Source organism: Qipengyuania sp. YIM B01966 (assembly GCF_016461955.1).
In the GTDB taxonomy this organism is placed as follows: Bacteria; Pseudomonadota; Alphaproteobacteria; order Sphingomonadales; family Sphingomonadaceae; genus QFOP01.
On record NZ_JADMNM010000002.1, the window covers coordinates 253,518 to 277,169 of the forward strand.

20 protein-coding genes are annotated in these 23,652 nt (G+C 66.2%); 6 read left to right on the plus strand and 14 right to left on the minus strand.

What is annotated here, in order from left to right:
* Positions 1 to 12 precede the first annotated feature (12 nt).
* Entirely contained in the window at positions 13 to 393 is a 381-nt protein-coding gene (gene sdhC, locus ILT46_RS03900) for a succinate dehydrogenase, cytochrome b556 subunit (protein WP_199503332.1), read from the minus strand.
* Positions 394 to 504: 111 nt separating this feature from the next.
* On the opposite strand from sdhC, the gene ILT46_RS03905 reads away from it, so the two are divergent.
* The 4 genes from ILT46_RS03905 (at position 505) to ILT46_RS03920 (ending at position 3,891) form a co-directional block, all read left to right on the plus strand.
* Complete coding sequence (locus ILT46_RS03905; RefSeq protein ID WP_199503333.1) at positions 505 to 1,212, plus strand: SDR family NAD(P)-dependent oxidoreductase; 708 nt, start codon at positions 505 to 507, stop codon at positions 1,210 to 1,212.
* On the plus strand, positions 1,202 to 2,107 hold the full coding sequence (gene bla, locus ILT46_RS03910) for a subclass B3 metallo-beta-lactamase (RefSeq protein WP_199503334.1): 906 nt from the start codon (positions 1,202 to 1,204) through the stop codon (positions 2,105 to 2,107). Before ILT46_RS03905 ends, bla begins: the two co-directional genes overlap by 11 nt.
* Complete coding sequence (locus tag ILT46_RS03915; RefSeq protein WP_370592321.1) at positions 2,097 to 3,008, plus strand: 50S ribosomal protein L11 methyltransferase; 912 nt, start codon at positions 2,097 to 2,099, stop codon at positions 3,006 to 3,008. The genes bla and ILT46_RS03915 overlap by 11 nt, the downstream gene beginning before the upstream one ends.
* A gap of 73 nt (positions 3,009 to 3,081) precedes the next feature.
* Positions 3,082 to 3,891, plus strand: a complete 810-nt coding sequence (locus tag ILT46_RS03920; protein ID WP_199503336.1) for a universal stress protein — start codon at positions 3,082 to 3,084, stop codon at positions 3,889 to 3,891.
* A gap of 89 nt (positions 3,892 to 3,980) precedes the next feature.
* Here ILT46_RS03920 and ILT46_RS03925 read toward each other — a convergent pair whose 3' ends face one another.
* The 6 genes from ILT46_RS03925 to ILT46_RS03950 form a co-directional block, all read right to left on the minus strand.
* The gene (locus tag ILT46_RS03925; RefSeq protein ID WP_199503337.1) at positions 3,981 to 4,481 is read right to left on the minus strand and encodes a YciE/YciF ferroxidase family protein; all 501 of its coding nucleotides are present in this window, start codon (positions 4,479 to 4,481) and stop codon (positions 3,981 to 3,983) included.
* A gap of 86 nt (positions 4,482 to 4,567) precedes the next feature.
* Positions 4,568 to 6,628, minus strand: a complete 2,061-nt coding sequence (gene ligA / locus ILT46_RS03930) for an NAD-dependent DNA ligase LigA (RefSeq protein ID WP_199503338.1) — start codon at positions 6,626 to 6,628, stop codon at positions 4,568 to 4,570.
* A 61-nt stretch (positions 6,629 to 6,689) separates the two neighbouring features.
* The gene (locus ILT46_RS03935; protein WP_199503339.1) at positions 6,690 to 7,490 is read right to left on the minus strand and encodes a hypothetical protein; all 801 of its coding nucleotides are present in this window, start codon (positions 7,488 to 7,490) and stop codon (positions 6,690 to 6,692) included.
* A gap of 113 nt (positions 7,491 to 7,603) precedes the next feature.
* Positions 7,604 to 9,283, minus strand: coding sequence for a DNA repair protein RecN (locus tag ILT46_RS03940; protein ID WP_199503340.1), 1,680 nt, complete (start codon positions 9,281 to 9,283; stop codon positions 7,604 to 7,606).
* Positions 9,284 to 9,369: 86 nt separating this feature from the next.
* A complete protein-coding gene (locus ILT46_RS03945; protein WP_199503341.1) occupies positions 9,370 to 10,215 on the minus strand; it encodes an outer membrane protein assembly factor BamD in 846 nt (281 codons plus the stop codon).
* A gap of 50 nt (positions 10,216 to 10,265) precedes the next feature.
* Positions 10,266 to 11,291, minus strand: a complete 1,026-nt coding sequence (locus ILT46_RS03950) for a phytase (RefSeq protein WP_370592322.1) — start codon at positions 11,289 to 11,291, stop codon at positions 10,266 to 10,268.
* Positions 11,292 to 11,441: 150 nt separating this feature from the next.
* On the opposite strand from ILT46_RS03950, the gene ILT46_RS03955 reads away from it, so the two are divergent.
* Complete coding sequence (locus ILT46_RS03955) at positions 11,442 to 12,245, plus strand: hypothetical protein (protein ID WP_199503343.1); 804 nt, start codon at positions 11,442 to 11,444, stop codon at positions 12,243 to 12,245.
* Here the strand turns inward: ILT46_RS03955 and ILT46_RS03960 are convergent.
* The 4 genes from ILT46_RS03960 to ILT46_RS03975 form a co-directional block, all read right to left on the minus strand.
* Positions 12,242 to 13,108: an HNH endonuclease gene (locus ILT46_RS03960; RefSeq protein ID WP_199503344.1), complete on the minus strand. Its 867-nt coding sequence runs from the start codon at positions 13,106 to 13,108 to the stop codon at positions 12,242 to 12,244. The two genes, ILT46_RS03955 and ILT46_RS03960, sit on opposite strands and share 4 nt — an antisense overlap.
* Before the next feature lie 93 nt (positions 13,109 to 13,201).
* A complete protein-coding gene (locus tag ILT46_RS03965) occupies positions 13,202 to 14,395 on the minus strand; it encodes a hypothetical protein (protein ID WP_199503345.1) in 1,194 nt (397 codons plus the stop codon).
* A 297-nt stretch (positions 14,396 to 14,692) separates the two neighbouring features.
* Entirely contained in the window at positions 14,693 to 16,501 is a 1,809-nt protein-coding gene (gene lepA / locus ILT46_RS03970) for a translation elongation factor 4 (protein WP_199503346.1), read from the minus strand.
* Between the two features lie 51 nt (positions 16,502 to 16,552).
* On the minus strand, positions 16,553 to 19,231 hold the full coding sequence (locus ILT46_RS03975) for a putative bifunctional diguanylate cyclase/phosphodiesterase (RefSeq protein WP_233396974.1): 2,679 nt from the start codon (positions 19,229 to 19,231) through the stop codon (positions 16,553 to 16,555).
* 120 nt (positions 19,232 to 19,351) lie between these two features.
* On the opposite strand from ILT46_RS03975, the gene ILT46_RS03980 reads away from it, so the two are divergent.
* Positions 19,352 to 20,662 carry an FAD-dependent oxidoreductase gene (locus ILT46_RS03980; RefSeq protein WP_199503347.1) on the plus strand — a complete coding sequence of 437 codons (1,311 nt, stop codon included), beginning with the start codon at positions 19,352 to 19,354 and terminating at the stop codon, positions 20,660 to 20,662.
* An 8-nt stretch (positions 20,663 to 20,670) separates the two neighbouring features.
* Here the strand turns inward: ILT46_RS03980 and dnaN are convergent, their stop codons facing one another.
* From dnaN to fabD, 3 genes are all read right to left on the minus strand, one after another.
* Positions 20,671 to 21,798 carry a DNA polymerase III subunit beta gene (dnaN, locus tag ILT46_RS03985; protein ID WP_199503348.1) on the minus strand — a complete coding sequence of 376 codons (1,128 nt, stop codon included), beginning with the start codon at positions 21,796 to 21,798 and terminating at the stop codon, positions 20,671 to 20,673.
* A gap of 153 nt (positions 21,799 to 21,951) precedes the next feature.
* Entirely contained in the window at positions 21,952 to 22,704 is a 753-nt protein-coding gene (gene fabG, locus ILT46_RS03990) for a 3-oxoacyl-[acyl-carrier-protein] reductase (protein ID WP_199503349.1), read from the minus strand.
* Complete coding sequence (gene fabD / locus ILT46_RS03995) at positions 22,704 to 23,642, minus strand: ACP S-malonyltransferase (RefSeq protein WP_199503350.1); 939 nt, start codon at positions 23,640 to 23,642, stop codon at positions 22,704 to 22,706. Before fabD ends, fabG begins: the two co-directional genes overlap by 1 nt.
* Between the last annotated feature and the right edge of the window lie 10 nt (positions 23,643 to 23,652).

Below are 23,652 nucleotides of genomic sequence, written 5' to 3' on the forward strand. Positions count from 1 at the left end.
TAAACCCAGCTTTCAGCGAAGAAGAAGCGCCGCCCAGAAGGCAGCGGTCAAGAGGATGCCCAGCAGCTGCACGCCGACGGACCAGGTCTTGTTGGTGGTCAGTTCATACCCCGCCCCGATGTCGAGCACGAAGTGCCTGAGGCCCGAGGCGAGATGATTGAAGAATGCCCAGCTGAGCCCCACCAGCACCACCCAGCCAAGCGGCGAATTGGCGACAGCGGCGAACCGCTCATAGGCCGCCGGCCCGCTGGCCAGCGCCGCCAGCCACCACACCAGCAGCGGCAGCCCGACGAACGCCATCCCGTTGCCCGACACCCGGTGCAGGATCGAGGTCAGCATGTGCGGCCCCCATTTCCAGATCTGCAGATGCGGCGAGAGCGGGCGATTGGCCATGATCTTGAGGGTCCTCACGGGCGTGACGTGCCCATCCCCTAAGCGGCGCTGCCGCAAGGCGCAAGCCGTGCCCGCTCGACAATCGCCGCGTGGCTGGCCTAGGTGGCTAGGATGACCACCATCCTCCTGACAGGCGCCTCGCGCGGGATTGGCGCAGCGGCGCGCACCACGCTGGCGGCGCGCGGCTGCACCGTCATCGGTCAGTCCACCGCCGGCGGCGACGGGCTGCTGGCGGCCGATTTCACCGAACCTGCCGCGCCCGGCCAGCTGTGGGACGCAGCGCTGGAGCAGGCGGGCGGCAGCGTTGACGTGCTGGTGAACAATGCCGGTCTGTTCCGCGCAGCGCCGCTCGACATGGCCGATGCCGAGTGGTCCGCCGCCTGGGGCGAGACGCTGCGGATCAATCTGGACAGCGCGGCCGAACTGTCGCGCCGCGCTGTGCGGCACTGGCAGCAGCGCGGCAGCGGGGGGCGGATCGTCCATGTCGCCAGCCGCGCGGGCCATCGCGGCGATTCGCCCGCACACTGGCATTACGCCGCCAGCAAGGGCGCGATGCTGGCGCTGCACAAGACCATCGCCCGCGCCTATGCGGCCGAAAACATCCTCAGCTTTGCGATCACCCCCGGTTTTACCGACACGGCGATGGCGGACGATTATCTCGCCAGCCGCGGCGGGCCGGGCCTGCTGGCCGACATCCCGCTGGGCCGCGTTGCCACGCCGGAGGAGATTGCCGGCATCATCGCCTGGTGCGCGCTCGACGCCCCGCCCAGCCTGACCGGCGCGACGCTCGATGCCAATGGGGCCAGCTATGTTCGCTAGACGGAGTATCACCGCCGCCGCTGCGCTGGCGCTGGTGGCCGGGTGCACCACGACCATGCCCGCCGCGCCCCCACCCGACCCTGCGCCGGCTCAGCGCGCCTTTGCCGCCAGCTGCACCGATTTCGACGAATGGGACAAGCCCGCCCCGCCCTTCCGGCTGCATGGCGACACCTACTACGTCGGCACCTGCGGGATCGCGGCGCTGCTCATCACGGATGCGCGCGGCCACACGCTGATCGACAGCGGCACCGACCGGGGCGCCGAAGTGGTGCTGGCAAACATACGCGCGCTCGGCTTCGACCCGCGCGATGTGACCACCATCCTGATGAGCCACGAACATTTCGACCATGTTGGCGGCCTCGCGCGCGTGCAGGCGGCCACCGGCGCGACGATTGCCGCGACCGCGCCCGCCGCCGCCGTGCTGCGGACAGGCATCACCGCCGAGGACGATCCGCAGGCGCAGTCGGGCCATGACGCCTTTCCGCCCGTCACCGGCCCGATCCGCCTTATCGATCCCGCCGGCGCGCAGGGGCGGTTCACGCCGATCGCCACGCCGGGCCATACGCGCGGCGCGCTGAGTTGGCGCTGGCAGAGCTGTGAGGCGGGCGTGTGCCGGTGGATCGTTTATGCCGACAGCATGAACCCGATCAGCGATGACCACTATCGCTTCAGCGACCATCCCGGTCTGGTGGCGGTATTCCGCGCGGGCATCGCCGCGCTGGCCGCCAGCCCGTGCGATATTCTGATAACGCCGCACCCCGGCGGCTCGGCGCTGCGCCGCCGGTTGCTGGGCGAAGCGCCGCTGGTGAACCCAGATGGATGCCCCGCCTACGCCGCCAGCGTCACCAGCCGGCTCGATGCGCGCCTCGCCGAGGAGGCCGCCCGTGCCCGATAGCTGGAAATTACGCACCGCGATCATCTCCAAACCCGCTGCCCACGCGGCGTTGCTGGCGCATGAGGAGGCGGCGGACTGGCCCGAGGACTGGGTGCTGACCGGGATGGAGGTGGCCGACGACCGCCCTGACGAGTGGACGCTCGAACTGTTCCTGCCGGCAAAGCCCAAAGCTGCCGACACGGCGCGGCTGGCGGCGCTGTTTGCCAGCCCGCCGCCCGCCATCACCGCCGAACGCATCGCCGCGCAGGACTGGCTGACGCTGAGCCAGCAAGGGGTCGATCCGATCCGCGCCGGACGCTTCCATATCCGCACGCCGGAGCACCCGCCCTTGCGGCAGCCGGGCGTGGTCGATCTTGCGATTCCCGCCTCGCAGGCGTTCGGCACCGGCCAGCACGCCACCACCGCGGGCTGCCTCACCATGCTGGAGGCGATGCGCCGGCGCGGTATCGTGGTGCGCAACCTGGCCGATATCGGCACCGGGACGGGGCTCTTGGCCTTTGCCGCGCTGGCGCTGTGGCCGCGCGCGCGGGCGACGGCGAGCGATATCGACCCGGTCTGCGCCGGCGTTGTGGCGGATAATGCCGCGCTCAACGCGCTGGCGCTGGGCAGCGGGCCGGGCGCGACGCTGATGCTGGTGGCCGATGGCATGGCTGACCCGCTGCTCGCCGCGCGCGGGCCCTATGATCTCCTGATCGCCAACATCCTCGCCGGCCCGCTGATCGCGCTGGCACCCGATTTCGCCGACGCAGTCGCGCCGGGCGGGCAGGTGCTGCTGGCCGGCTTGCTCGAAACGCAGGAGGCGGAGGTGCGCCGGGCCTATCGCCGCGTTGGTTTCACGCTGGTGCGCCGGATGGTGCGCGGCGACTGGGCGATCCTGTGGCTGCGCCGGCGGCGGATTTGATCGGCTCACGGCTTCAAAACCGCGCGCAATTGCCCTAGCGTGGCGCCGAGTATTTTTCGCCAGGGGGCCTTCCATGATCAAGCACATCGTCCACCCGACCGACCTGTCGCCGCAGGGCGAGGTCGCGTTTCATCACGCGCTGGCGCTGGCGCTGGCGAACAAGGCGCGGCTCGATCTGATCCATGTCCACGATCCGGCCGAGCCGGATCATTTCGAACGCTTCCCCAAGGTGCGCGAGGTGCTCGGTGGCTGGGGCGTGCTGCCGGCGGGCGCGACGGTCGAGGATATTGCCCAGACCACCGGCGTCACCGTCGGCAAGGTCGAAATCCGCGATGTCGATGCGGTCGAGGGGATGATGCGGTTTCTCGGCGAGCATCGGCCCGATCTGGTGGTGATGGCGAGCCATGGACGCGGGGCGGTGGGGCGCTGGCTGGCGGGGTCGATCTCGGCCGAACTGATGCATGACAGCCATCTGCCGACGCTGTTGTTCGGCCCCGGCGCGCGCGGCTTCATCGATCCCGGCAATGGCACTCTGCGATTGGGCCGGGTGGCGGTGCCGGTCGATCACGACCCCTCGCCCGCGGGTATCTTGCGGCGGCTGGAGCAATTACTCGGCAATCTATCGCCGCAAGTTGACCTGTTCCACGCCGGCGACCCCGCGCCCGAGGTGCATGACGGCATGGGCGGGACGGCGAATGTGCGGCTGGTCGGCGGCACCCCGGTCGAGGCGATCCTGGCCGAGGCGGCCAATGCCGACCTCCTCGCGATGCCGACCGCCGGGCGCAAGGGGCTGCTCGATATGCTGCGCGGCAGCACGACCGAGCGGGTGTTGCACGATACACCGTGCGCGCTGCTGGCGCTGCCCCCGCGCGAGATGCGCTGACACTGACGGTCAAAGCCCCGCCCCGCACGGCGCGGTGCCGAGCGGGGCGGGTCCGGGCGCTCAAGGGGAAGCGCCCTCGTGCCTGAAGCTTACGCGGCTTTCTTGGCCTTCAGGTTGACGCTGCGTTCGGCAAGGTCGGTCATGTTCTCGTCCGCGCCGTAGATATCGGCGGTGATTTCATCGAGCTGCTTGACGTGGTCGCTCTTCTCGAGCGCCTCGGCAAATGCCTTGCAGGTGCCGAAGCCGCAGATGCCGTAATGGCTCATCCGCTGGAATTGCGAGATGATCACCACGTCGCGCACGTCCTGATCCTCGATCTTCTCGTCGATCGCGTGCTTCTTGGCCTCTTTCACCAGGCCTTCCATGCCCTTGCAATGGTCCTTGCTGTCTTCGCCCATATCCTTGAGCAGCTGCTTGACCGTTTCGGTGTGCTTGGCAATGCCGTCCGCCTGCTTTTCGAGGCGCTTCTTCAGCGTGTCGCCCGCCGCTTCGGCCATTTCGCGCACGACCTTTTCCATCTGATCATTGGCCGACCACAGATCGGCGAGTTCTTCGGTATAAACGTCCTCGAGGTTTTCAGGGGCTGACATGGGTAGGTCTCCATCACGCGCGCGGCACTGTGCCTCGCCATCACGGAAGGGACGCATTAATGGCGCGGATGTTCCCGCGCACAGCGTCAGCCGGCGGCGGCGACGATCGCCGCCCAGCCTGCCTCGTCGATTACATCGATACCCAGCGCGGCGGCCTGCTTCAGCTTGCTGCCCGCGCCCGGCCCGGCGACCACCAGATCGGTCCGCGCGCTGACCGATCCCGCCGCCTTTGCGCCCAGCCGCTCGGCCTGCGCCTTGGCCTCGTCGCGGCTCATCGTTTCGAGCTTGCCGGTAAAGACCACGGTCTTGCCCGCCACCGGGCTGTCGCGCGTTTCGACCAGGTAAGGCGGCGGCGTCAGCTCGCCCAGCAGATCGTCCCACACCGCGCGATTGTGCGGTTCATGGAAGAAATCGCCCAGCGCCTCGACCACCGCGGGGCCGACGCCGTCGATCTCGGTAAAGCGCGCGGCGGCGTCCGCATCGCCGCCATGCGCCGCCTCGGCCGCCATGCGCAGTTCGGGCAGGGTCACAAAAGCCTTCATCAGATCGCGCGCGGTCACCGCGCCGACATGGCGGATGCCGAGCGCGAACAGCAGCCGTGCGGCATCGGGCGCGCGCCGGCTTTCCACCGCCGCCAACAGCTTGTCCAAAGACTTGTCCTGCCACCCTTCCAGCACCAGCAGCTCGGCGCGGCGGTGGTGCAGGCGGAAGATGTCGGCCGGGCTTTCGAGCCAGCCGAGCGCGAAGAACTGGTCGATGGTTTTCTGCCCCAGCCCGTCAATATCGAGCGCCGCGCGGCTGACGAAATGCTTCAAGCGTTCGGTCCGCTGCGCCGGGCAGATCAGCCCGCCGGTGCAGCGCACATCGACCTCGCCCTCTTCGGCCACCGCCTCGCTGCCGCAGACCGGGCAGTGGTCGGGGAAGGCAAATGGCGTGCCCGGCGCCGCGCGGGTGAGGTTTTCGACCACCTGCGGGATCACATCGCCGGCGCGCTGGATAACCACGCGGTCGCCCACGCGCACGCCCAGCCGGGCGATCTCGTCGCGATTGTGCAGCGTCACGTTCTGCACCACCACCCCGCCGACCAGCACCGGGGCGAGCCGGCCCACCGGCGTCAGCTTGCCCGTGCGGCCGACCTGGATGTCGATCCCCTCGACCAGCGTCTCGGCCCGCTCGGCGGGAAACTTGTGCGCCAGCGCCCATCGCGGCGCCTTGGCGACGAAGCCCAGCCGCTGCTGATAATCGAGCCGGTTCACCTTGTAGACCACCCCGTCGATCTCGTAATCGAGCGCAGCCCGCCGCGCTCCTATCAGCGCGTAATGCGCCAGCATCGCCTCGAGCGTGTCGACCTCCTTGAACAACGGAGAGACCGGCACGCCCCAGCGCGCGAACGCCGCCACCATCTCGGCCTGCGAGGCGCCCGGCAGCGCGCTCGCCTCGCCCCAGCCATGCGCGAAGAAGCGCAAGGGCCGGGCCGCCGTGACCGCCGCATCCTTCTGCCGCAATGACCCGGCGGCAGCGTTGCGCGGGGTAGCGAACAGCCGCCCACCCGCGGCCTCCTGCGCCGCGTTGAGCGCATCAAAGGCCGCGCGCGCCATATAGACCTCGCCGCGAATCTCGATCAGCGCGGGCACATCGTCACCAGCCAGCCGCTGCGGAATATCGGGAATATAGGCGACGTTGGCGGTGACATCCTCGCCCACCTCACCGTCGCCGCGAGTCGCCGCGCGCACCAGCACGCCGGCTTCATAGCGCAGCGCGCAGGAGAGGCCGTCAATCTTGTCCTCGGCGGTGAAGGCGAGCGGCGCGTCCTCCGCCAGCGAGAGGAACCGCCGCACCCGCGCGACAAACTCTGCCACCTCATCTGCCGTAAAGGCATTGTCGAGGCTCATCATCCGCACCGCATGGCGGACCTTAGCGAGCGGCGATGCAGCCACCTGATGCCCCACCGCCGCGCTCGGGCTGTCGGCGCGGATCAGATGCGGAAACGCCGCCTCAAGCTCGGCATTGCGGCGGACCAGCGCGTCATATTCGGCGTCCGAAATCTCCGGCGCATCCTCGGCATGATAGAGGCGGTTGTGCCGCGCAATCGCCTTGGCGAGCCGCATCAACTCATTGGCGGCAGCAGCTTCGGCGGGCGGGGTCATGTTCCAGGATTGTCAGGACGCGACCCGCGGCGCAAGCAGGCGATGTCAGGAATCCAGGGCATCAGGACATCCAGCTCCGGTCCGTGTTCTGGATGCGCCATGTCCGATGCCGGCGCGTGAGCAGGTAATACCGGCCTTCGCCGCCCAGATTGCCCGAGATCGTGGCACCTTCGGCCCGGCAAAGACGGCCCTCGCAAATGATCGACGCGGTGACAAAGCTGGCGGGCGCACCTGTCTCGGCCAGCACGACCGCGCTGCCATCGCGCCAGCTGCATTGACTGTGATGGTAGATGGCGGCAAATTCTTTGCGCAGACGCGTCAGCATTTTCGGCGGGACATCAGCGAGACACAGCGGCTCGGCGTGCTGGCGCCGCCGCTGCACCACAACATGGCGGAAGAGTGCCTCTCGCGGGCTGCTGACCCCGCGAATTTCCGTAACCGTGCCCTGACCAGAACCCGCGTCGATCAAACTTAATTCGTCAGGGGCTGGTGGGGATGCATTCGGTGGCGGCTGGCCTTCCGTCTCGGCTGGAGGGGATGCGCGCTCTGCCGCATAGATTTGCACAGCCGGGTAGGCTGCGCATGGATACGGTATGGCGGTCGCGGCGAATTGCTGCGCCGGGGCGCCCGGCGGATAATGACCACCCCCCGCCACGATCCAGTCCTGATCGCGCAGATGTTGGCCGTTTCCAGTATGAACAAGCCGCCAACCGCCGGTCTTGTCACTCCGGATGGTGACTTTATCGGCCCATAACACCAGCGCGTCGGGGCCGCCGGTCTTGAGCAGCAAACATGGCCCGCGCCGGGCCAACTGACCTGAAATTCGCGCTTCCATCGCGCCGTTAGAGGCGTCGCGTAGCATAACCGGCAGAGCATCAGGGCTAAGATATGCGGGCTCAACCAGAGTAGGCACGGGATCTCCGCCAGACTCGCCGCATCCGGCCAATGTCCCCGCAGCAGCGAGCAGCGCGCGCCTCACACCCCCTCCAGCAACCGGTCGGCCTGCGCCCTCGCTTCCGGTGTCACCTCGGCGCCCGAGAGCATTCGGGCGATCTCCTCCTTGCGGCCGGCTTCGTCAAGCAGGCTGACCGAGGTGCGCGTCACCGTGCCCTCACTCGATTTGGCGATCAGATAATGTGTCGTCCCGCGCGCGGCGACTTGCGGGCTATGCGTGACTGCCAGCAATTGCCCGCCGCCATCGCCATTGGTGCCTGCCAGCCGCGCCAGCCGCTCGCCGATGGCGCTCGCCACCGCGCCGCCCACACCCCGGTCGATCTCGTCGAAGATCATCACCGCTGCGCCCTCCTGTTCGGCCAGCGCGACCTTGAGCGCGAGGATGAAGCGGCTCAGTTCGCCGCCGCTGGCGATCTTGCCTAGCGGGGCGAAATCGGCGCCGGGATTGGTGGCGATGAGGAATTCGACCGCGCTCGACCCGTGGGGGCCCCAGCGGTCCTCGCCCAGCGCATCGACCCGGGTGGCGAAGCGGGCCGCATCGAGCTTCAAAGGCCCGAGTTCCGCCGCCACCGCCGCGTCGAGCCGCGCAGCCCCCGCCACGCGCTGCGCGTGCGCTTCATCCGCCAGCCCGGCATAAAGCGCCCGCGCGGCCTGCTCGGCCGCCTCCAGCGCAGCGATCTGCGCGCTGCCGCCCTCGATCGCGTCGAGCCGCGCGCGCAGGGCAAGCATCGTATCGGGCAGCGCATCGGCCGCGACATCATGCTTGCGGGCCAGCGCGCGCAGATCGAACAACCGCGTTTCGATCCGGTCCAATTCGGCCGGATCGTGTTCCAGCGCCAGCGCGGCGGCGGCGAGCTTGTCCTCCGCCTCGCCCGCTTCGATAACCGCACGGTCGAGCGCGGCCAGCGCGTCTGTCAGCAGGGGATGTTCGGCGGCGATCCGGTCGAGCCGGCGGGCTGCGCCGCGCATTTGTGCCAGCGGCGAATCCGAGCCGTCCCACAGATGGCGCAGCACCTCGAGATCGCCGGCCAGCCGCTCGCCCTTCTGCATATCGGCGCGGCGCAGCGCGAGCTCGTGCTCCTCGCCCGCTTCGGGCGCGAGCGCGGCCAGTTCCGCCAGATGCGCCAGCAGCAGATCCTGATCGGCTTCGGCCTCGGCAGCGGCTGCGCGGGCGGCATCGGCAGCGCGGCGCGCGGCTTGCCACGCCTCCCACGCCGCGCGCAGGCTGGCCGCATCCACCCCGGCGAAGCGGTCGAGCAGCGCGCGGTGGCCGCGCGGATTGACCAGCCCGCGATCGTCATGCTGGCCGTGCAGTTCGACCAGCGCCGGGGCGAGTTGCCGCAGCAGCGCGATGCCGACCGGCTGGTCGTTGACGAAAGCCTTTGAGCCGCCATCGGCGCGCAGGGCACGGCGCAGGATCAGCGGCTCGCCCGGCTCGATATCGATCTCTGCTTCGGCCAGAGCCTCGCGCACGGCATCCGGCAGCGCGGCGAATTCGAAGCTGGCGGTGGCCGATCCGCGCTCCGACCCGGCGCGGACCAGCGCGCTGTCGGCCCGGTCACCCAGCACCAGGCCAAGCGCGTCGAGGAGGATCGATTTGCCGGCCCCCGTCTCGCCGGTCAGCACGCCAAGGCCGGGCGCGAAGTCAAGTTCCAGCGCCTCGATCAGCACGATATCGCGGATGGCGAGCCTGGTCAGCATTGCCCGCCTGCCCTAGCCGATCCGCGCGCCCGCGTCAGCCGCTGCGGCGCGCGCTGCCCCCAGCCCCGTTGCGCTGCTCTGCCCGCTCAGCCGGCGGTGGCCGCCGGGGCGGGCGTGGCACTGGCATTGGGCGCATGGCGCTGCACCAGATCGTAGGCTTTCTGATACCACTCGCTGCCCGGATAATTGGCGCCCAGCACCGCGGCATAACGGACCGCTTCGGCCGGGACGCCGAGCGCCAGGCTGCTTTCGGTCAGGCGATAGAGCGCCTCGGCCGCATGGCTGGTAGTCTGGTAATTCTCGACCACGTTCTGGAAGCGCAGTTGCGCGGCGATCCAGCGGCCCGAGCGCTGGTAGAAGCGGCCGATCTCCATTTCCTTGCCGGCGAGGTGATCGTTGACCAGGTCGAGCTTCAGCCGCGCATCGGCGGCATATTGCGTGTTGGGGAACCGGCGGACCACCTCGGTCAGCGCGGTGCGCGCCTGTTCGGTGATCTTCTGGTCGCGGGTCACATCGCTGATCTGCTCGTAATAGCTGAGCGCGATCAGGTAATAGGCATAGGGCGCGTCGCGGTTGCCCGGGTGGATCGACAGGAACCGCTGCGCGGCCTGGACCGATTTGTTGTAATCGCGCGCCAGATAATGGCTGAACGCGGCCATCAGCTGCGCCCGGCGGGCCCAAGGCGAATAGGGGTGCTGGCGCTCGACCTCGCCGAAAAGTTCTGCGGCGACCTTGGGCTGGCCCCGGTCAAGCCGGCTGCGCGCCTCAGCATAGAGCGTTTCGACATCGCGGGCGACGTAATTGGTGTCGCGCACCGCATCGCCCCCGCCGCGCCCCGCGCAGGCCCCGAGCAGGAGCGTCGAGGCAGCAATTCCGGCGACCAGGCCGGTGCGGAGAGTGCCCGTGCGGGCGGGTGCGAGAGGCGTCAGCATGGCCCGCCCTATAGGGAAGCTACGGCTGAACGCCAAGTGAAGCTTTGCCGCTATTCACCGCCGATCGCGGCGCGGATGGCGGCCCAGCTCACCAGCTTGAAATTCTGCGCTTGGGGGGCGTTGCGCCCGTCCTGCGCGACGAACAGCCCGCCGGGATAGGCCGGGCCGAAATCGCCCGCGGCAAGCGCGATGCCGTCGGTTTCCTCCGCCCCGCCGATAGTGCCCCCGGCGATGCGGAAGCGCCCCACCGGCGCCAGGTCGGGCAGGCGGAACACGGCATAGGCATTGTCGCCCTGGCTCGACGCGACGAGATAGCCGCCGCGCTCGCCATCGGCGATCAGCGCCAGCCCCTCCACGTCAGCCACCAGCATCCGGTTGTCGACCGGCAGTACCAGCGTGCCCTCGGCGCTGCCGGCGGCGAAGCGCCATATGCCGGCATCCTCCTCGCCGACATAGAGCGTGCCGTCGCGCGGATCGAACACGCAGCCTTCGGGCTGGGTCGGCACGCGGCGTGTGAGCACCGGGGTTGATGTCGGCACCCCGCGCTGCGGCACATCGAGGCGGAATTGCTCGATCAGCCCCTCCTTCAGGACCGAGGCGGCGTGGAGCGTCTCGCCCTCGAGGTGGAGGCAGATGCCGTAGGCCTCGCCCGCCCCGCCCGGCACGGTGCCCAGCGGCCGCAGCTTCTGATAGGCGGTGTCGAGCCAGTACAGCCGGATCGCCGCGCGCGCCGGATCGTTGCGGTCGCTCGCGGCGACGATCACCCGCCCGTCCGCCAGCGTCACCAGATCGACATTGTTGAGCCGCCCGTCCGGCGAAAAATCGCGCACCGCCCCGTCGAGGCCGTAGAGATAGAGCCCGGCCCTCTTGTCCGTGCCGACGATGAGGCTCGCCGCCGGGTCGCGCGGATTGCGCCAGATCGCCGGGTCGTCCGCCGCATCGGCGTTGCTGGTGCCGACCGGCACCGTCTCCCCGCTCGCCGCGACATCAACCGCCGGGTCGCCCGTGATCGCCGGCGGAGTGGTCGCACACGCACTCAGCGCCAGCAAGGTTGCAGCAAGGACCAAAGAACGCACGGCCAAATCTCCCATCGTGTGAGCCGCCGCCGCTACCCCGCCAGTGTGACGCTGAAATGACACGCCCGCCGCAGTGCCCGCGCTTTTCGCTGTCCTACAGCCCCGCGCCTCGTCCACACGATGCGCCCTTCCCCCAAGCCCGAGAGCGCCATGACCGACCACACCCCCCTCCCCGCGACCACCGACCCCGCCGCGCACGACCCGCTCGCCTTCACCCCCGTCCCCCGCGCCGCGCCGCGCTCCAACGGGTGGAAGCCGCACGTCCAGCGCGCCTTTATCGAGGCGCTGGCGCAATCGGGCAGCGTCAAGGCCGCGGCGGCCAGCGTCGGCCGCTCGACGCACGGCGCCTATCTGCTGCGCCGCCACCCCGAGGCCGCCAGCTTCGCCGCCGCCTGGGACGCCGCGATCGACTGCGCGCTCGCCCAGCTCGAGGATGCCACGCTCACCCGCGCGCTCCACGGCACCGAGCGCAAGCTGGTTTCCGCCGGCAAACTGGTCGCGACCGAGCAGGTGCATAACGACCGGCTGGCGATGTTCTTCCTGCGCACGCGGATGCGCGGCACATACGGCACGCCCAACGCCCGCCCCGACGCGATCGGCAAGATGGAGCTGGCCCGGCTGAAGAAGCAATGGCGCAAGGAATGGGAGGAGGAACGCCGCTCCCCCGACGCCGAGGAGCGCGCGGAGCGAATCGTCAGGGATTTCTGCCTGCGCCTGCGCGCCCAGAAGGAGGCGCTGGAAAGCCAGAAGACCCAGGACCTCTACGCCGCCTACCTCGCCAGCGCCGCCGAGGACGAGGCACGCCACATCGCCGAGCGCACAAGCTGGTACCCGCATAACAAGCTGCTCGGCGGGAGTCCGGCGGCGGAGGAGGAGGCGGGCGCCGAGGCGGCTGGCGCGGCGGTGGTGGATGCGGAGTGGGACGAGGAGGTAGGGGAAGCCCCTGACGCCTAATGCTTGAAGCAATGCGCGCGGTGCCAGCCGAGAAACGCCGGGTGCGGACGAGCAGACTCTCGCTTCGGCACAAGCGCCTTGCCTGACGGGTTGACCATCGCGGTCACGCTGGCCGGATCGTTGACCTGTCGCGAAACGATAATTTTCAAATCGTCGGCTAACCCGATCAGCCCGCGGTCGAACATCCAATGCGCGGTGCCCGACAGCGCCAGCCCGTTGCGCACGCTGTCCGGCCCGCCGTGCTCAACCGGGCGAATATGCGCCGCCTCGGCTTCCAAGCGCCCTCCCCCGTTGACGAGCTTCCACCCCGTCACCGCGCAGCGCCCGTCATAGGCGTGCAGCACCGCGCGGCGGAACGCGCGGTCGCGGAAGGGGCGATTGACGAGCGATTGCACGATGGGCCGCTCGATCTCGAACGGCACCTGCCCCTCGCGCACGCGGTCCAGCGGCTCGATCTCGCCGACGCGCGGAAGCGTGTCGTCCTCGGGCAAGCCCAGCGCGATGATGCGCGCGAAATCGGAATTGGACAGCGGACGCACCGCCGCTTGCGCATTCGCCAGATCGCGCTCGACCGGCTGGCCATCGACCTTGTGCGGCACGGTCGGCGAGAACGGCAGATAGCTCCCCGGCTCGATCAGCGCGCGGTAGCGATCGGCCACATCGGGATCGGGCACGATCCGCTCGACCTTGGCGACGGCAAAGAAGCCCTTCGACTGCGGCAGCTTCACCGGCTCGCGATAGACGATCCAGTCGCCGACCATCCGCTCGGCGCGGCTGAGGTAGCTCTTCGGAAACTGGTAATGCGACTCGGGGATGTCGTCGTAGGTCGACCCATCCCTGTGCATGAATACACCGAAGGTCATTGCACTTCTTCTCTCGGAACGCTCGAATCCACAACTTGTAGGATTGATTGCCCCTCGCCCTTATCACTCACGCGAATGACACGCGCGACCCTTCTAACCTTCAACGACCTTCCTGTCTCCTTCTGTATATATTCTCACCGAGAATAGGCCATTTCCAGCATCATCTTCACCGTTGATGCTGTGGATGCGGCCTACGGGTAAAGTCTGCTCAAAGTGCTCAAGCGCTTGTTTCACGCAGCCTGTCACTACACGGGTTGCCGCCTTCGTCCCCGGCACGGTGACATTCAGATATCGCTTTCGAAGAAACTCATCTTCAGGAAGGCGGAACAAATATTCGATTCTGACCACTAGGTGTGCTCCCATCTCGCCAGCATCGTCGAAATGACGCTGCGCCAAATCATCGTCAAACATTCTTTCTGCGGCTCGAGCGGCGATCGCTTGAGACAAGAGCAACCCCAGCCACGCCAAGGCATTAGCCTCGCCCTGATGCTTGGCACTCCAAGACGACGCTTTCTTCAAGTTCGCGTGGAAGTAGTGCCCGCGTCGCTCAACGAGATGCTCGATTACGTGGTCGGTTGACGGACTTCCTTCCATCAGCGATTTTGTCGGAGAAGCTTGCGAGTTAGGCGGCGTGCGCCATTTTGCGATTTCTCCCGCCACGATCGCTACGAAGTCGATGGATCCCTTGAGCGCATCTGCAAGCTGCTTTTTCTTGAATTTGCCCTCGCCAAAGACTGCTTCGATAAGAAGGAAGCAATAACGAAAACAGTCGATGTAGCGCCCTTGAGCATTGCTATCTCGCGCAAGCTGCGCAAGGCTTGCCTCAAATGTGGGAGCATCACCGTCTTCAGCAGCCATCACTGCGCGCGTAATGAGGTCAAATGAAAGCGGTAGCGGATCTTGCTCCTTCTTTCCGACACTGAAGGATGACATAACAATCTTCTCTGCCTCTTCGGCATTCTCCGCAATGTGCTCAATTGTAACACTGCCAACCTCAATCTCGGTGCTGAAATAACATTGTAGATACGCAAAAGCCCGGTCGAGATGATCTTCGACAACGCGTACGAATGTGTCCGCGCCGGAGATAGTCATTTTGGAGATTTCATTCGGAGTTTCAACTACCTGAAAGGCCAGATCAACTGGACAGCCCTCTTTGGTGAATTCAATCGCGACCACTAGCCCGTCGTCATTTTCAACCATGCGCGCGGTCCCGCCCAGCATGGGCAAAAGCCAATGATCATCTATATCGATCGGACGTTTGAGCGGGAAATTATACTTAACTTTCATGGCTGAGGAAATTAGCAGCACTCACGTCAATTTCAAATAATAAGCACTTTGCGGCGTGACATTGCAAAGAGTTGAGACCGACCTTCAATGACAAAGGTTGGGTAAGCTTGCTATGATGTGGCGTGGCTAATCGCCGCCACGCGCCGCTCCGCGTTTGCTGGCGCAAACGCTCCGTCCGTCACGTGACGTCGATCCTCACGGCTACGCGCCGAGGTCGGCCGATACTCCCGCTGGCCGTTGGCCACCGGCTTCTAAGCTGCGGTTGCTGCGCAATCCTCGCTTAGGCGCCTGCGGTCGTCATTCCTCCCCCATCCTTAGCGCCGCAATAAACGCCTCCTGCGGGATGCTCACATTGCCATACTCCCGCATCCGGGCCTTGCCCTTCTTCTGCTTTTCCAGCAGCTTCTTCTTGCGCGTGATGTCCCCGCCATAGCACTTCGCGGTCACGTCCTTCCTCAGCGCGGCGATGGTTTCGCGGGCGATCACCTTGCCGCCGATCGCGGCCTGGATCGGGATCTTGAACAGGTGGCGGGGGATGAGGTCCTTCAGCCGCTCGCACATTCCGCGCCCGCGCGCTTCGGCGACGCTGCGGTGGACGATCAGGCTCAGCGCATCGACCGGCTCGTTATTGACCAGGATGCTCATCTTGACGAGGTCGCCCTCGCGCAGGCCGATCTGCTCGTAATCGAAGCTGGCATAGCCGCGGCTGATCGATTTCAGCCGGTCGTAGAAATCGAACACCACCTCGTTCAGCGGCAATTCGTAGCTCACCTGCGCGCGCCCGCCGACATAGGTGAGGTCGGTCTGGATGCCGCGCCGGTCCTGGCACAGCTTGAGGATCGGGCCGAGATATTCGTCGGGGGTGTAGATCACCGCCTTGATCCACGGCTCCTCGATCGTCTCGATCCGGCTGGGATCGGGGTAATCGGCCGGGTTGTGCAGCAGCAGCTCGCCCGCCGGGTCGGTGCGGCTGGCGCGCAGCTGGATGCGATAGACCACGCTCGGCGCGGTGGTGATGAGGTCGAGATCATATTCGCGGGTGAGGCGTTCCTGGATGATCTCGAGGTGCAGCAGGCCAAGGAAACCGCAGCGGAAGCCGAAGCCCAATGCGGCGCTGGATTCCATCTCGAAGCTGAAGCTGGCATCGTTGAGCCGCAGCTTGGCGATGCTTTCGCGTAGTTTCTCGAAATCGGCGGCGTCGACCGGGAACAGGCCGCAGAACACCACCGGCTGCACCTCCTTGTAGCCGGGCAGCGGGTCGGCCGCCCCGCCCTTCACCGTGGTGATGGTGTCGCCGACGCGGGCCTGTTCGACCTCCTTGATCTGCGCGGTGATGAAGCCGATCTCGCCGGGGCCGAGTTCGGGCAGCTCGATGCGCTTGGGGGTGAAGGCGCCGACGCGGTCGATCAGATGCTGGGTGCCGCCCTGCATGAAGCGGACCGGCAGGCCCTTGGTGATGACCCCGTCGATCACCCGCACCAGGATGACGACGCCGAGATAGGGGTCGTACCAGCTGTCGACGAGGCTCGCCTTGAGCGGTGCGTCGCGCGTGCCGGTGGGGGGCGGGATGCGGGCGACGACGGCTTCGAGCACGTCCTCGATGCCGATGCCCGATTTGGCGCTGGTGAGGACGGCGTTGCTGGCGTCGAGGCCGATGACCTCCTCGATCTCGGCGCGGACCTTGTCGGGCTCGGCGGCGGGGAGGTCGATCTTGTTGATGACGGGGACGATTTCGTGGTCGTGCTCGATCGATTGATAGACATTGGCGAGCGTCTGCGCCTCGACCCCTTGCGCGGCATCGACCACCAAGAGCGCGCCCTCGCACGCGGCGAGGCTGCGGCTGACCTCATAGGCGAAATCGACATGGCCGGGCGTGTCCATCAGGTTGAGCTGATAGGTGTGGCCGTCCTTCGCGGTGTAGCTGAGGCGCACGGTCTGGGCCTTGATGGTGATCCCGCGCTCGCGCTCAATGTCCATGTTATCAAGGACTTGCTCGCTCATCTCGCGGTCGGTCAGGCCGCCGGTGAACTGGATCAGCCGGTCCGCCAGCGTGCTCTTGCCATGGTCGATATGCGCGATGATCGAAAAATTACGAATAAACCTCATCCCCCGCCCTTACCCGCCCAACCCCGCTCTGTCAGCGGGGGAACGGCGGATTCAGGCCGACTTCAACAGCGGCGGGGGATCGTTTCGGTGGTCCGCCGAGATCACGCTGATCGCGCTGCTCTCGTCCCGGCGTAACGGGGTCGCGAATTCGACGCCCATCTTGTCGCCGCAGCTCCAGCGAGCAGTTGCGGTCACGACCTGTGTTTCAGACAGGGCGATGTTGAAAATCTCGCCCGCAGGAACATTCCACAAGCCTTCGATCTGAGCGCCGGTAATCGACAAATTGCGCAGGGTCGCATGGTAGTAATGGCCGGAGTGTTCGATCACCACCTTGCGCAGCAGCGTCTGGCGTGCTGCGCGGGCGGATTTTGGACCGTGCGCATAAGCGCGCAAGCCGGCGGCGAGGCGCGACAATGCTTCGGTGCGGCTCAAAGGCTGCGAATAGATGTAACCTTGGATATGGCTGCACCCGAAACGGCGCACTAGGTCAAGCTCGTCAAACGTCTCGACCCCTTCCGCCGTCGTATCCATACCCAGCGCTGCCGCGAGGCTGGTGATTGAGGCAATGATTGCGCCGTTGCGACTGCCTGGCTGAGTCGCCCCCCGAACAAAGCTCTGATCGATCTTGATCTTGTCGAACGGTGCGGTTTTCAGATAGCCCAGCGAGGAATAGCCGGTTCCGAAATCATCAAGCGCCAGACGGACCCCGATCTGCTTGAGCGAAGCGAACATGCGGTCCGTGCCACTGTCATCATTGAGAAATACGCTTTCGGTGATTTCCAGCTCCAGCCGGGAAGCCTCAACGCCGGACTGAGCCAGCGCACTAGTGATGATCGAGGGGAGCTGCGGGTTAGCGAATTGCAGCGGCGATACGTTGATCGCACACCGCACCTCGCGCGGCCATTGGGCAAGGTCATCGCACGCTTTTCGAATGGCCCACTCGCCAATGATATTGATGAGCCCAGTATCCTCGGCAATCGGGATGAATTTCGCCGGCGACAACGCGCCGCGCTGAGGGTGATTCCAGCGCAGCAGCGCCTCGAACCCGCTGATCACCTCGCTGTGCGCATGAACCACCGGCTGATAATACAGCTCCAGATTGCCGTTGACGATGGCGTCGCGCAGATCCTGCTCAAGCCGGCTGCGTTCCTCCGCAGCCGCGTGCAGGTTGCTCGAATAGAAGTGATGCCGGCCCCGCCCGCCATCCTTTGCCGCATACAGCGCCAGATCGGCGTTACGAACTAGTTGGCCGGCAATGTGCGCATCGGACGGTGCGCTGGCGATGCCGACCGAGGCGCCGATGACGACCCGCTGCCCGTCGATCGAATAGGGTTCCGACAACGAGTGGATGATCTCGCGCGCCAGGTGTTCAAGTGGCTCCAGCGCTGATCTGCCCGCGACAATGACCTGAAACTCGTCGCCGCCAAGCCGCCCCACCTGCCCCAGCTCCCCAACCGCGCGCTCAAGCCTCTGTGCGACTTGCTGCAATAGCGCGTCGCCGGCTGGATGCCCCAGCGTGTCGTTGACGTTCTTGAACCGGTCGAGATCAAGCAGCATCACGCTGCACGCACGATGCTGTTCAAGCGGCGCGGACAGGATTTTCTCGAGCGTCTCGGCCATTTGCGCCCGGTTGGCGAGACCGGTAAGCGAATCGAACTGCGCAAGCCTGGCCGCCTGCTGCTCCGAACGGCGTTTTTCCGTCAGGTCTGACCCGGCGCCGCGAAATCCGCAAAAATTGCCGAAATTATCATAGACCGGGCGGCCGCTCACCGACCACCAACGTTCTTCCGCCGGCGTCGCGGCGCGCACGGCAATGTCGGAAAAGGCCGAACGTGCGGTCAGGTGGAAAGCGATCGTGCGCCCGCCTTCGCGATCTTCTTCTTCGGGCATGAACAGTTCGCGGAAGGCCCGACCCATCAATTGCTCGACTGGCTGATCAAGCGCACCCGCTACCGAAGGCGAGAGGTAGCTAAGATTACCCCGACGGTCGGTTTCCCAGAACCACCCCTGACCCATGTCCTCATATTCGCGCAGGATTCCCTCCGCGCGGTACCGGATGCGTTCCCGCGCATGCAGGTGCCTGTCCTCCTCTCGCTGGAGCAGCACTTGTCGCCTTGCGACCAGCCCGACCACTACGCACAATGCGGCGACCGCCGCGATCGAGTGCGTACTGCCCTCGGCAATCGCGCCCGCTATCCAGGGGCCGGCCGCGACGGCGATCAATGGACGAGGCCGTCCCCTGAGCATGCTCATCCCGACACCATTCATGCTGAGCAGCGATGCCGCGCCCCATTGCCATGGCAGGACATCGGCAAACACCCATTGGCCCAGCGCATACCCCATCAACATCGGCGGCAGGACGACGTTCAGCGCGATCAGCAAGACCGTCTTCCATGATGGACTTCGCGCATCATTCGTCGGCCTGCGCACAAGTGCACCTATACCCACGAGAACGATCGCAAGAGCGATCGGCAGCGCTGCGGCCAGCGGAGGAAAAGACCAGGCCACCAGCGTGTTGCCGAGCAGCACCGCGGTGTAAACGGCGATCATCCAGCGCCAGTGCGCCGGAACGCCGACCGCACTTGGCCGCCTCATCGGGTCGAGCTTGCGGTAACGCGTGGCGACATTGCGACGGGATTGCTCACGCGGTTGCTCGGCCGCACCCGCTGCGGCCGGATTGCGCGACGGCAGACCGCTCTGCGAGCCGCTGATATCCTGCATCCGCCTCATGAAAGCCCTATGCCGCCAAGCGATTATGGAACGGTTAAAGCGGGTCGTTCAGCGGGGACCAGACGGGCGCCTTGTCACGCGCCGTGGCAGGGTGCATCGTGCACGATGGGAGAGACCGGAATGCTCCATATTGCCATCGTGGGTTCGGGCCCGGCAGGATATTACACGGCCGAGGCGGCGCAGAAAAAATGGGGTGAGGATGTGCGGGTCGATATTTTCGACGCGCTGCCTGTCCCGTACGGCCTGATCCGCACCGGCGTGGCGCCCGATCATCAGTCGATCAAGGCCGTTGCGGGCCGGTACGAGAAGACCGCTTTGAGCGAGAATGTCCGGTTCGTGGGGAATGTGCGCATCGGGGAGGATGTCGAGATCACCGACCTTGCCGCGCTGTATCATGCGGTGATCCTTGCCACGGGCGCACCAAGCGATCGCCCGCTTGACCTGCCGGGCGAGCAGCTTGGCAACATCTTCGGCAGCGCGGCATTCGTCGGGTGGTACAATGGACACCCGCAATACGCCGAGCTCTACCCCAACCTGTCGGGTCGGCACGCAGTGGTGATCGGCATGGGCAATGTCGCGCTCGACGTGTGCCGGATACTCGCCAAGACCGAGCGCGAATTCGCGGGCTCGGACATCGTTGGCCATGCGCTCGAAACGCTCGCGCGTTCGCGGATCGAGCGGATAACCATTCTCGGCCGGCGCGGCCCGCACCAGATCGCCATGACCCCCAAGGAGCTTGGCGAACTTGGCCACCTGTCGCGCGCGCGGCCGCAAGTCGATCCTGACGATCTTCCCCCTGTCGATGACGATGCGATCCTCGAACCGGGTCTGCGTAAATCGGTCACCCTGTTGCGACAATATGCTGAGGGCGTAGCCGATCCGGCCAAACCGCTGACGATTGAATTCGACCTGTTCGCCAGCCCTTCGAAGTTTGTAGGCGAAGGCAGCGTTTCGGCGGTTGAGGTGGAGCGCACCTTTGTCGAAAATGGTCGCGCACAGAACACTGGCGAGACCTATCAGGTTCCTGCTGATCTTGTGGTCAGTTGCATTGGCTATCAGACCAACCCGATTGCTGGAGTGCCGTTCGATACCCGCGCTGGGCGCTTCGCCAATGATCGCGGCCGTATCCTGCCGGGGCTGTACGCCGTTGGGTGGGCGGCACGGGGGCCGAGCGGAACGATCGGCACCAATCGGCCGGACGGTTTTGCCATTATCGACCGGATCGAGGAGGATTTTGCATCGGGTGTGATCTCGGCCGGACAGCGCGACGGGCGCGCCGGTTTCGACCGTCTGGCGACCGAGCGCGAGCTGGACATCATCACCTTCCGCCACTGGAAGAAAATCGAGGAAGCCGAGACCGCCGCGGCCCGCTCAGGTGCCCCGCGCGAGAAGTTCGTCGATATCGCCGAGATGATCCGGGCCGCGCGATAAGGGCCAGGCTACACCCGCATCGGCATCAGGACATACAGCGCGGCGCTCTTGTCGTCCTGGCGGATCAGCGTGGGCGCGCCGGCATCGGCTAGATGCAATTCGACGGTATCGCCATCAATCTGGCCGAGGATGTCCTTGAGATAATTGGCGTTAAAGCCAATCTCGAACCCGTCCGAGGCATATTGCGCGGGCAGTTCCTCGGCGGCGGTCCCGTTGTCGGGGCTCGTCACCGATAGCGTCACGCGGTCCGGCTCCAGCCCCATCTTGACCGCGCGGGTCTTCTCCGTGGCGATCGTCGCAACGCGGTCAACGCCTTCGTAGAAGCTGCGCGGGTCGAGCTTCAGCAGCTTGTCGTTGCCGGTGGGGATTACGCGGCTGTAATCGGGGAACGTGCCGTCAATCAGCTTGCTGGTCAGCACCACGCCGCCTTCGCCGCCCAGTGTAAAGCGGATTTTGCTGGCCGACAGATCGACTTGCACATTACCGTCCAGCGACTCTTCGAGCAGCTTGCGCAATTCGGCCACCGCCTTGCGCGGCACAATTACGTCGGGCATCCCCTCGGCACCCTCGGGCCGCGGCAGGGTGAAGCGGGCAAGCCGGTGGCCATCGGTGGCGGCAGCCTTCAATACAGGGCGATCTTCATCCGATACGTGCAGGAAGATGCCGTTCAGATAATACCGTGTCTCTTCGGTCGAGATCGCGAAACGGGTGCGGTCGATCAGTTCCGCCAGTAGCTTGGCCGGGATTTCGAAGCTGGTGGGCAGGTCGCCCTCGACAATTACCGGGAAATCGTCGCGCGGCAGGGTCGGCAGCGAGAACCGGCTGCGGCCGGCCTTCACCGCCATGCGGTTTTCTGCCGTTTCGAGGCTCACCTGGCTGCCTTCGGGCAGCTTGCGGGCGATATCGAACAGCAAATGCGCCGATACCGTCACCGCGCCCGGCTGATCGACCGAGGCGGCAGCCATGTTTTCCACCACCTGAAGGTCGAGGTCGGTCGCCATCACCCGCAGCATCCCGCCATCCACCGCTTCGATCAGCACGTTGGAGAGGATCGGGATGGTATTGCGCCGTTCCACCACGGATTGCACGTGCGAGAGGCACCGCAGCAGCGTTGCGCGTTCAATCGTTGCCTTCATCGATCCTCGGCCTTCACCTGTTCCCTTGCCGCGCCGTGCAGGCGGAATCGCCCTTGGCGCGCAAACCCATCGCGAGCATCCTTAGCGGGGCCGACCGGAGGGGCAAGCACGGCTGCAAAGGGCGTTTCATTCCTTGGGGATAACGCGCGGGCCTCAGCCCAGCATCGCCATCCCGCCGTTAACGTGAAGCACCTGCCCGGTAACATACCCGGCCTCGCGACTGGCGAGATAGGCGGCCGCGGCGCCAATATCCTCGCCCTCGCCCATGCGGCCCATCGGGATCTTGCTGGCCAGCGCCTCTTTCTGGGCGTCAGGAAGGGCATCGGTCATCGCCGTGCGGATAAAACCGGGTGCGATGCAGTTGACCGTCACGCCCCGGCTGGCGATCTCCTGCGCGAGGCTCTTGGACATACCGACGATCCCGGCCTTGGCGGCAGAGTAGTTCATCTGCCCCGGATTGCCCGTGCTGCCGACGATCGAGGTGACCGAGATGATCCGCCCGAAACGGGCCTTCATCATCGGCTTGGCGGCCGCGCGCATCAGGCGGAAAGTTGCCTCGAGGTTGATCTGGATCACCTCGGCCCATTCCTCATCCTTCATCCGCAAACCGAGATTGTCGCGCGTGATGCCGGCATTGTTCACCAGAATGTCGAGTTGGCCGAACGTGTCGAGTGTCGCTGGAATCAGTTCCTCGACGCTTTCGGGGCGGGAGAGGTCACAGGTCACCTCGACATGGTCGCCGCCCACCTCGTCGATCAGTTGTTCGCGGAACGCGCGCAGCTTGGCGCCGTTAGAGCCTGACAGCGCCACCCGCGCACCCTGCGCCGCGAGCGCGCGGGCAATTGCCGAACCGATCCCGCCGCTGGCGCCGGTGACCAGGGCGGTCATGGCATGAAGGTCGAACATCACCCGATCTCCTTCATCAGCGCTTCGATATCGGCCATTGTCATAATGCTATCGGCGCGCGCTTCGCGGTCGATGCGGCCGATCATCGGACCGACCACCTTGCCGCCCAGTTCGACAAAATGTTCCACCCCCGCCTCGCGCATCGCCAGTACGCTCTCGCGCCAACGCACGCGGCCCGTGACTTGCTGAACCAGCAAGTCCGCGATCTGAGTTGGCTCGCTGGCCGGTGCGGCGGTGACATTGGCGAACACCGGCAGTCGTGGCGCGCCCGGTGGGGTCGCGCCAAGCGCCTCGGCCATGCGGTCGGCGGCCGGCTGCATCAGGCTGCAATGAAACGGCGCCGATACCGGTAGCGAGATAGCGCGCTTGATGCCGTGCTCCTTGGCGAGGCCGATGGCGCGCTCGATCGCGCCGGCATGGCCCGACAGCACGACCTGCGAAGGATCGTTGTCATTGGCGATCTGGCAGACTTCCCCCTCGGCCGCCGCCTCGGCAAGGCCTTGCGCGCTGGCAAGGTTAGCCCCGAGCAGCGCGCACATCGCGCCTTCGCCCACCGGCACCGCCGCCTGCATCGCCCGCCCGCGTATTTTGAGCAGCCGCGCCGTGTCGGCCAGCGAGAAGGCGCCTGCCGCGCACAGCGCGCTATATTCGCCCAGCGAGTGCCCGGCGACGAAATCCGCGCGCTCGGTCAGCACCAGCCCGCCTTCACGCTCGAGCACGCGCAGTACCGCAATCGAGTGGGCCATGATGGCGGGCTGTGCATTCTCGGTCAGCGTCAGCGCGTCTTCCGGGCCCTCGCGCATGATCCGCGACAGGTTCTGGCCCAGCGCCTCGTCGACCTCCTCGAACACCTCGCGGGCGGCGGTGCTGCTGGCCGCGAGTTCGCTGCCCATCCCGACTTTCTGACTCCCCTGACCGGGGAACACGAATGCTCTCATCGCATCTGTC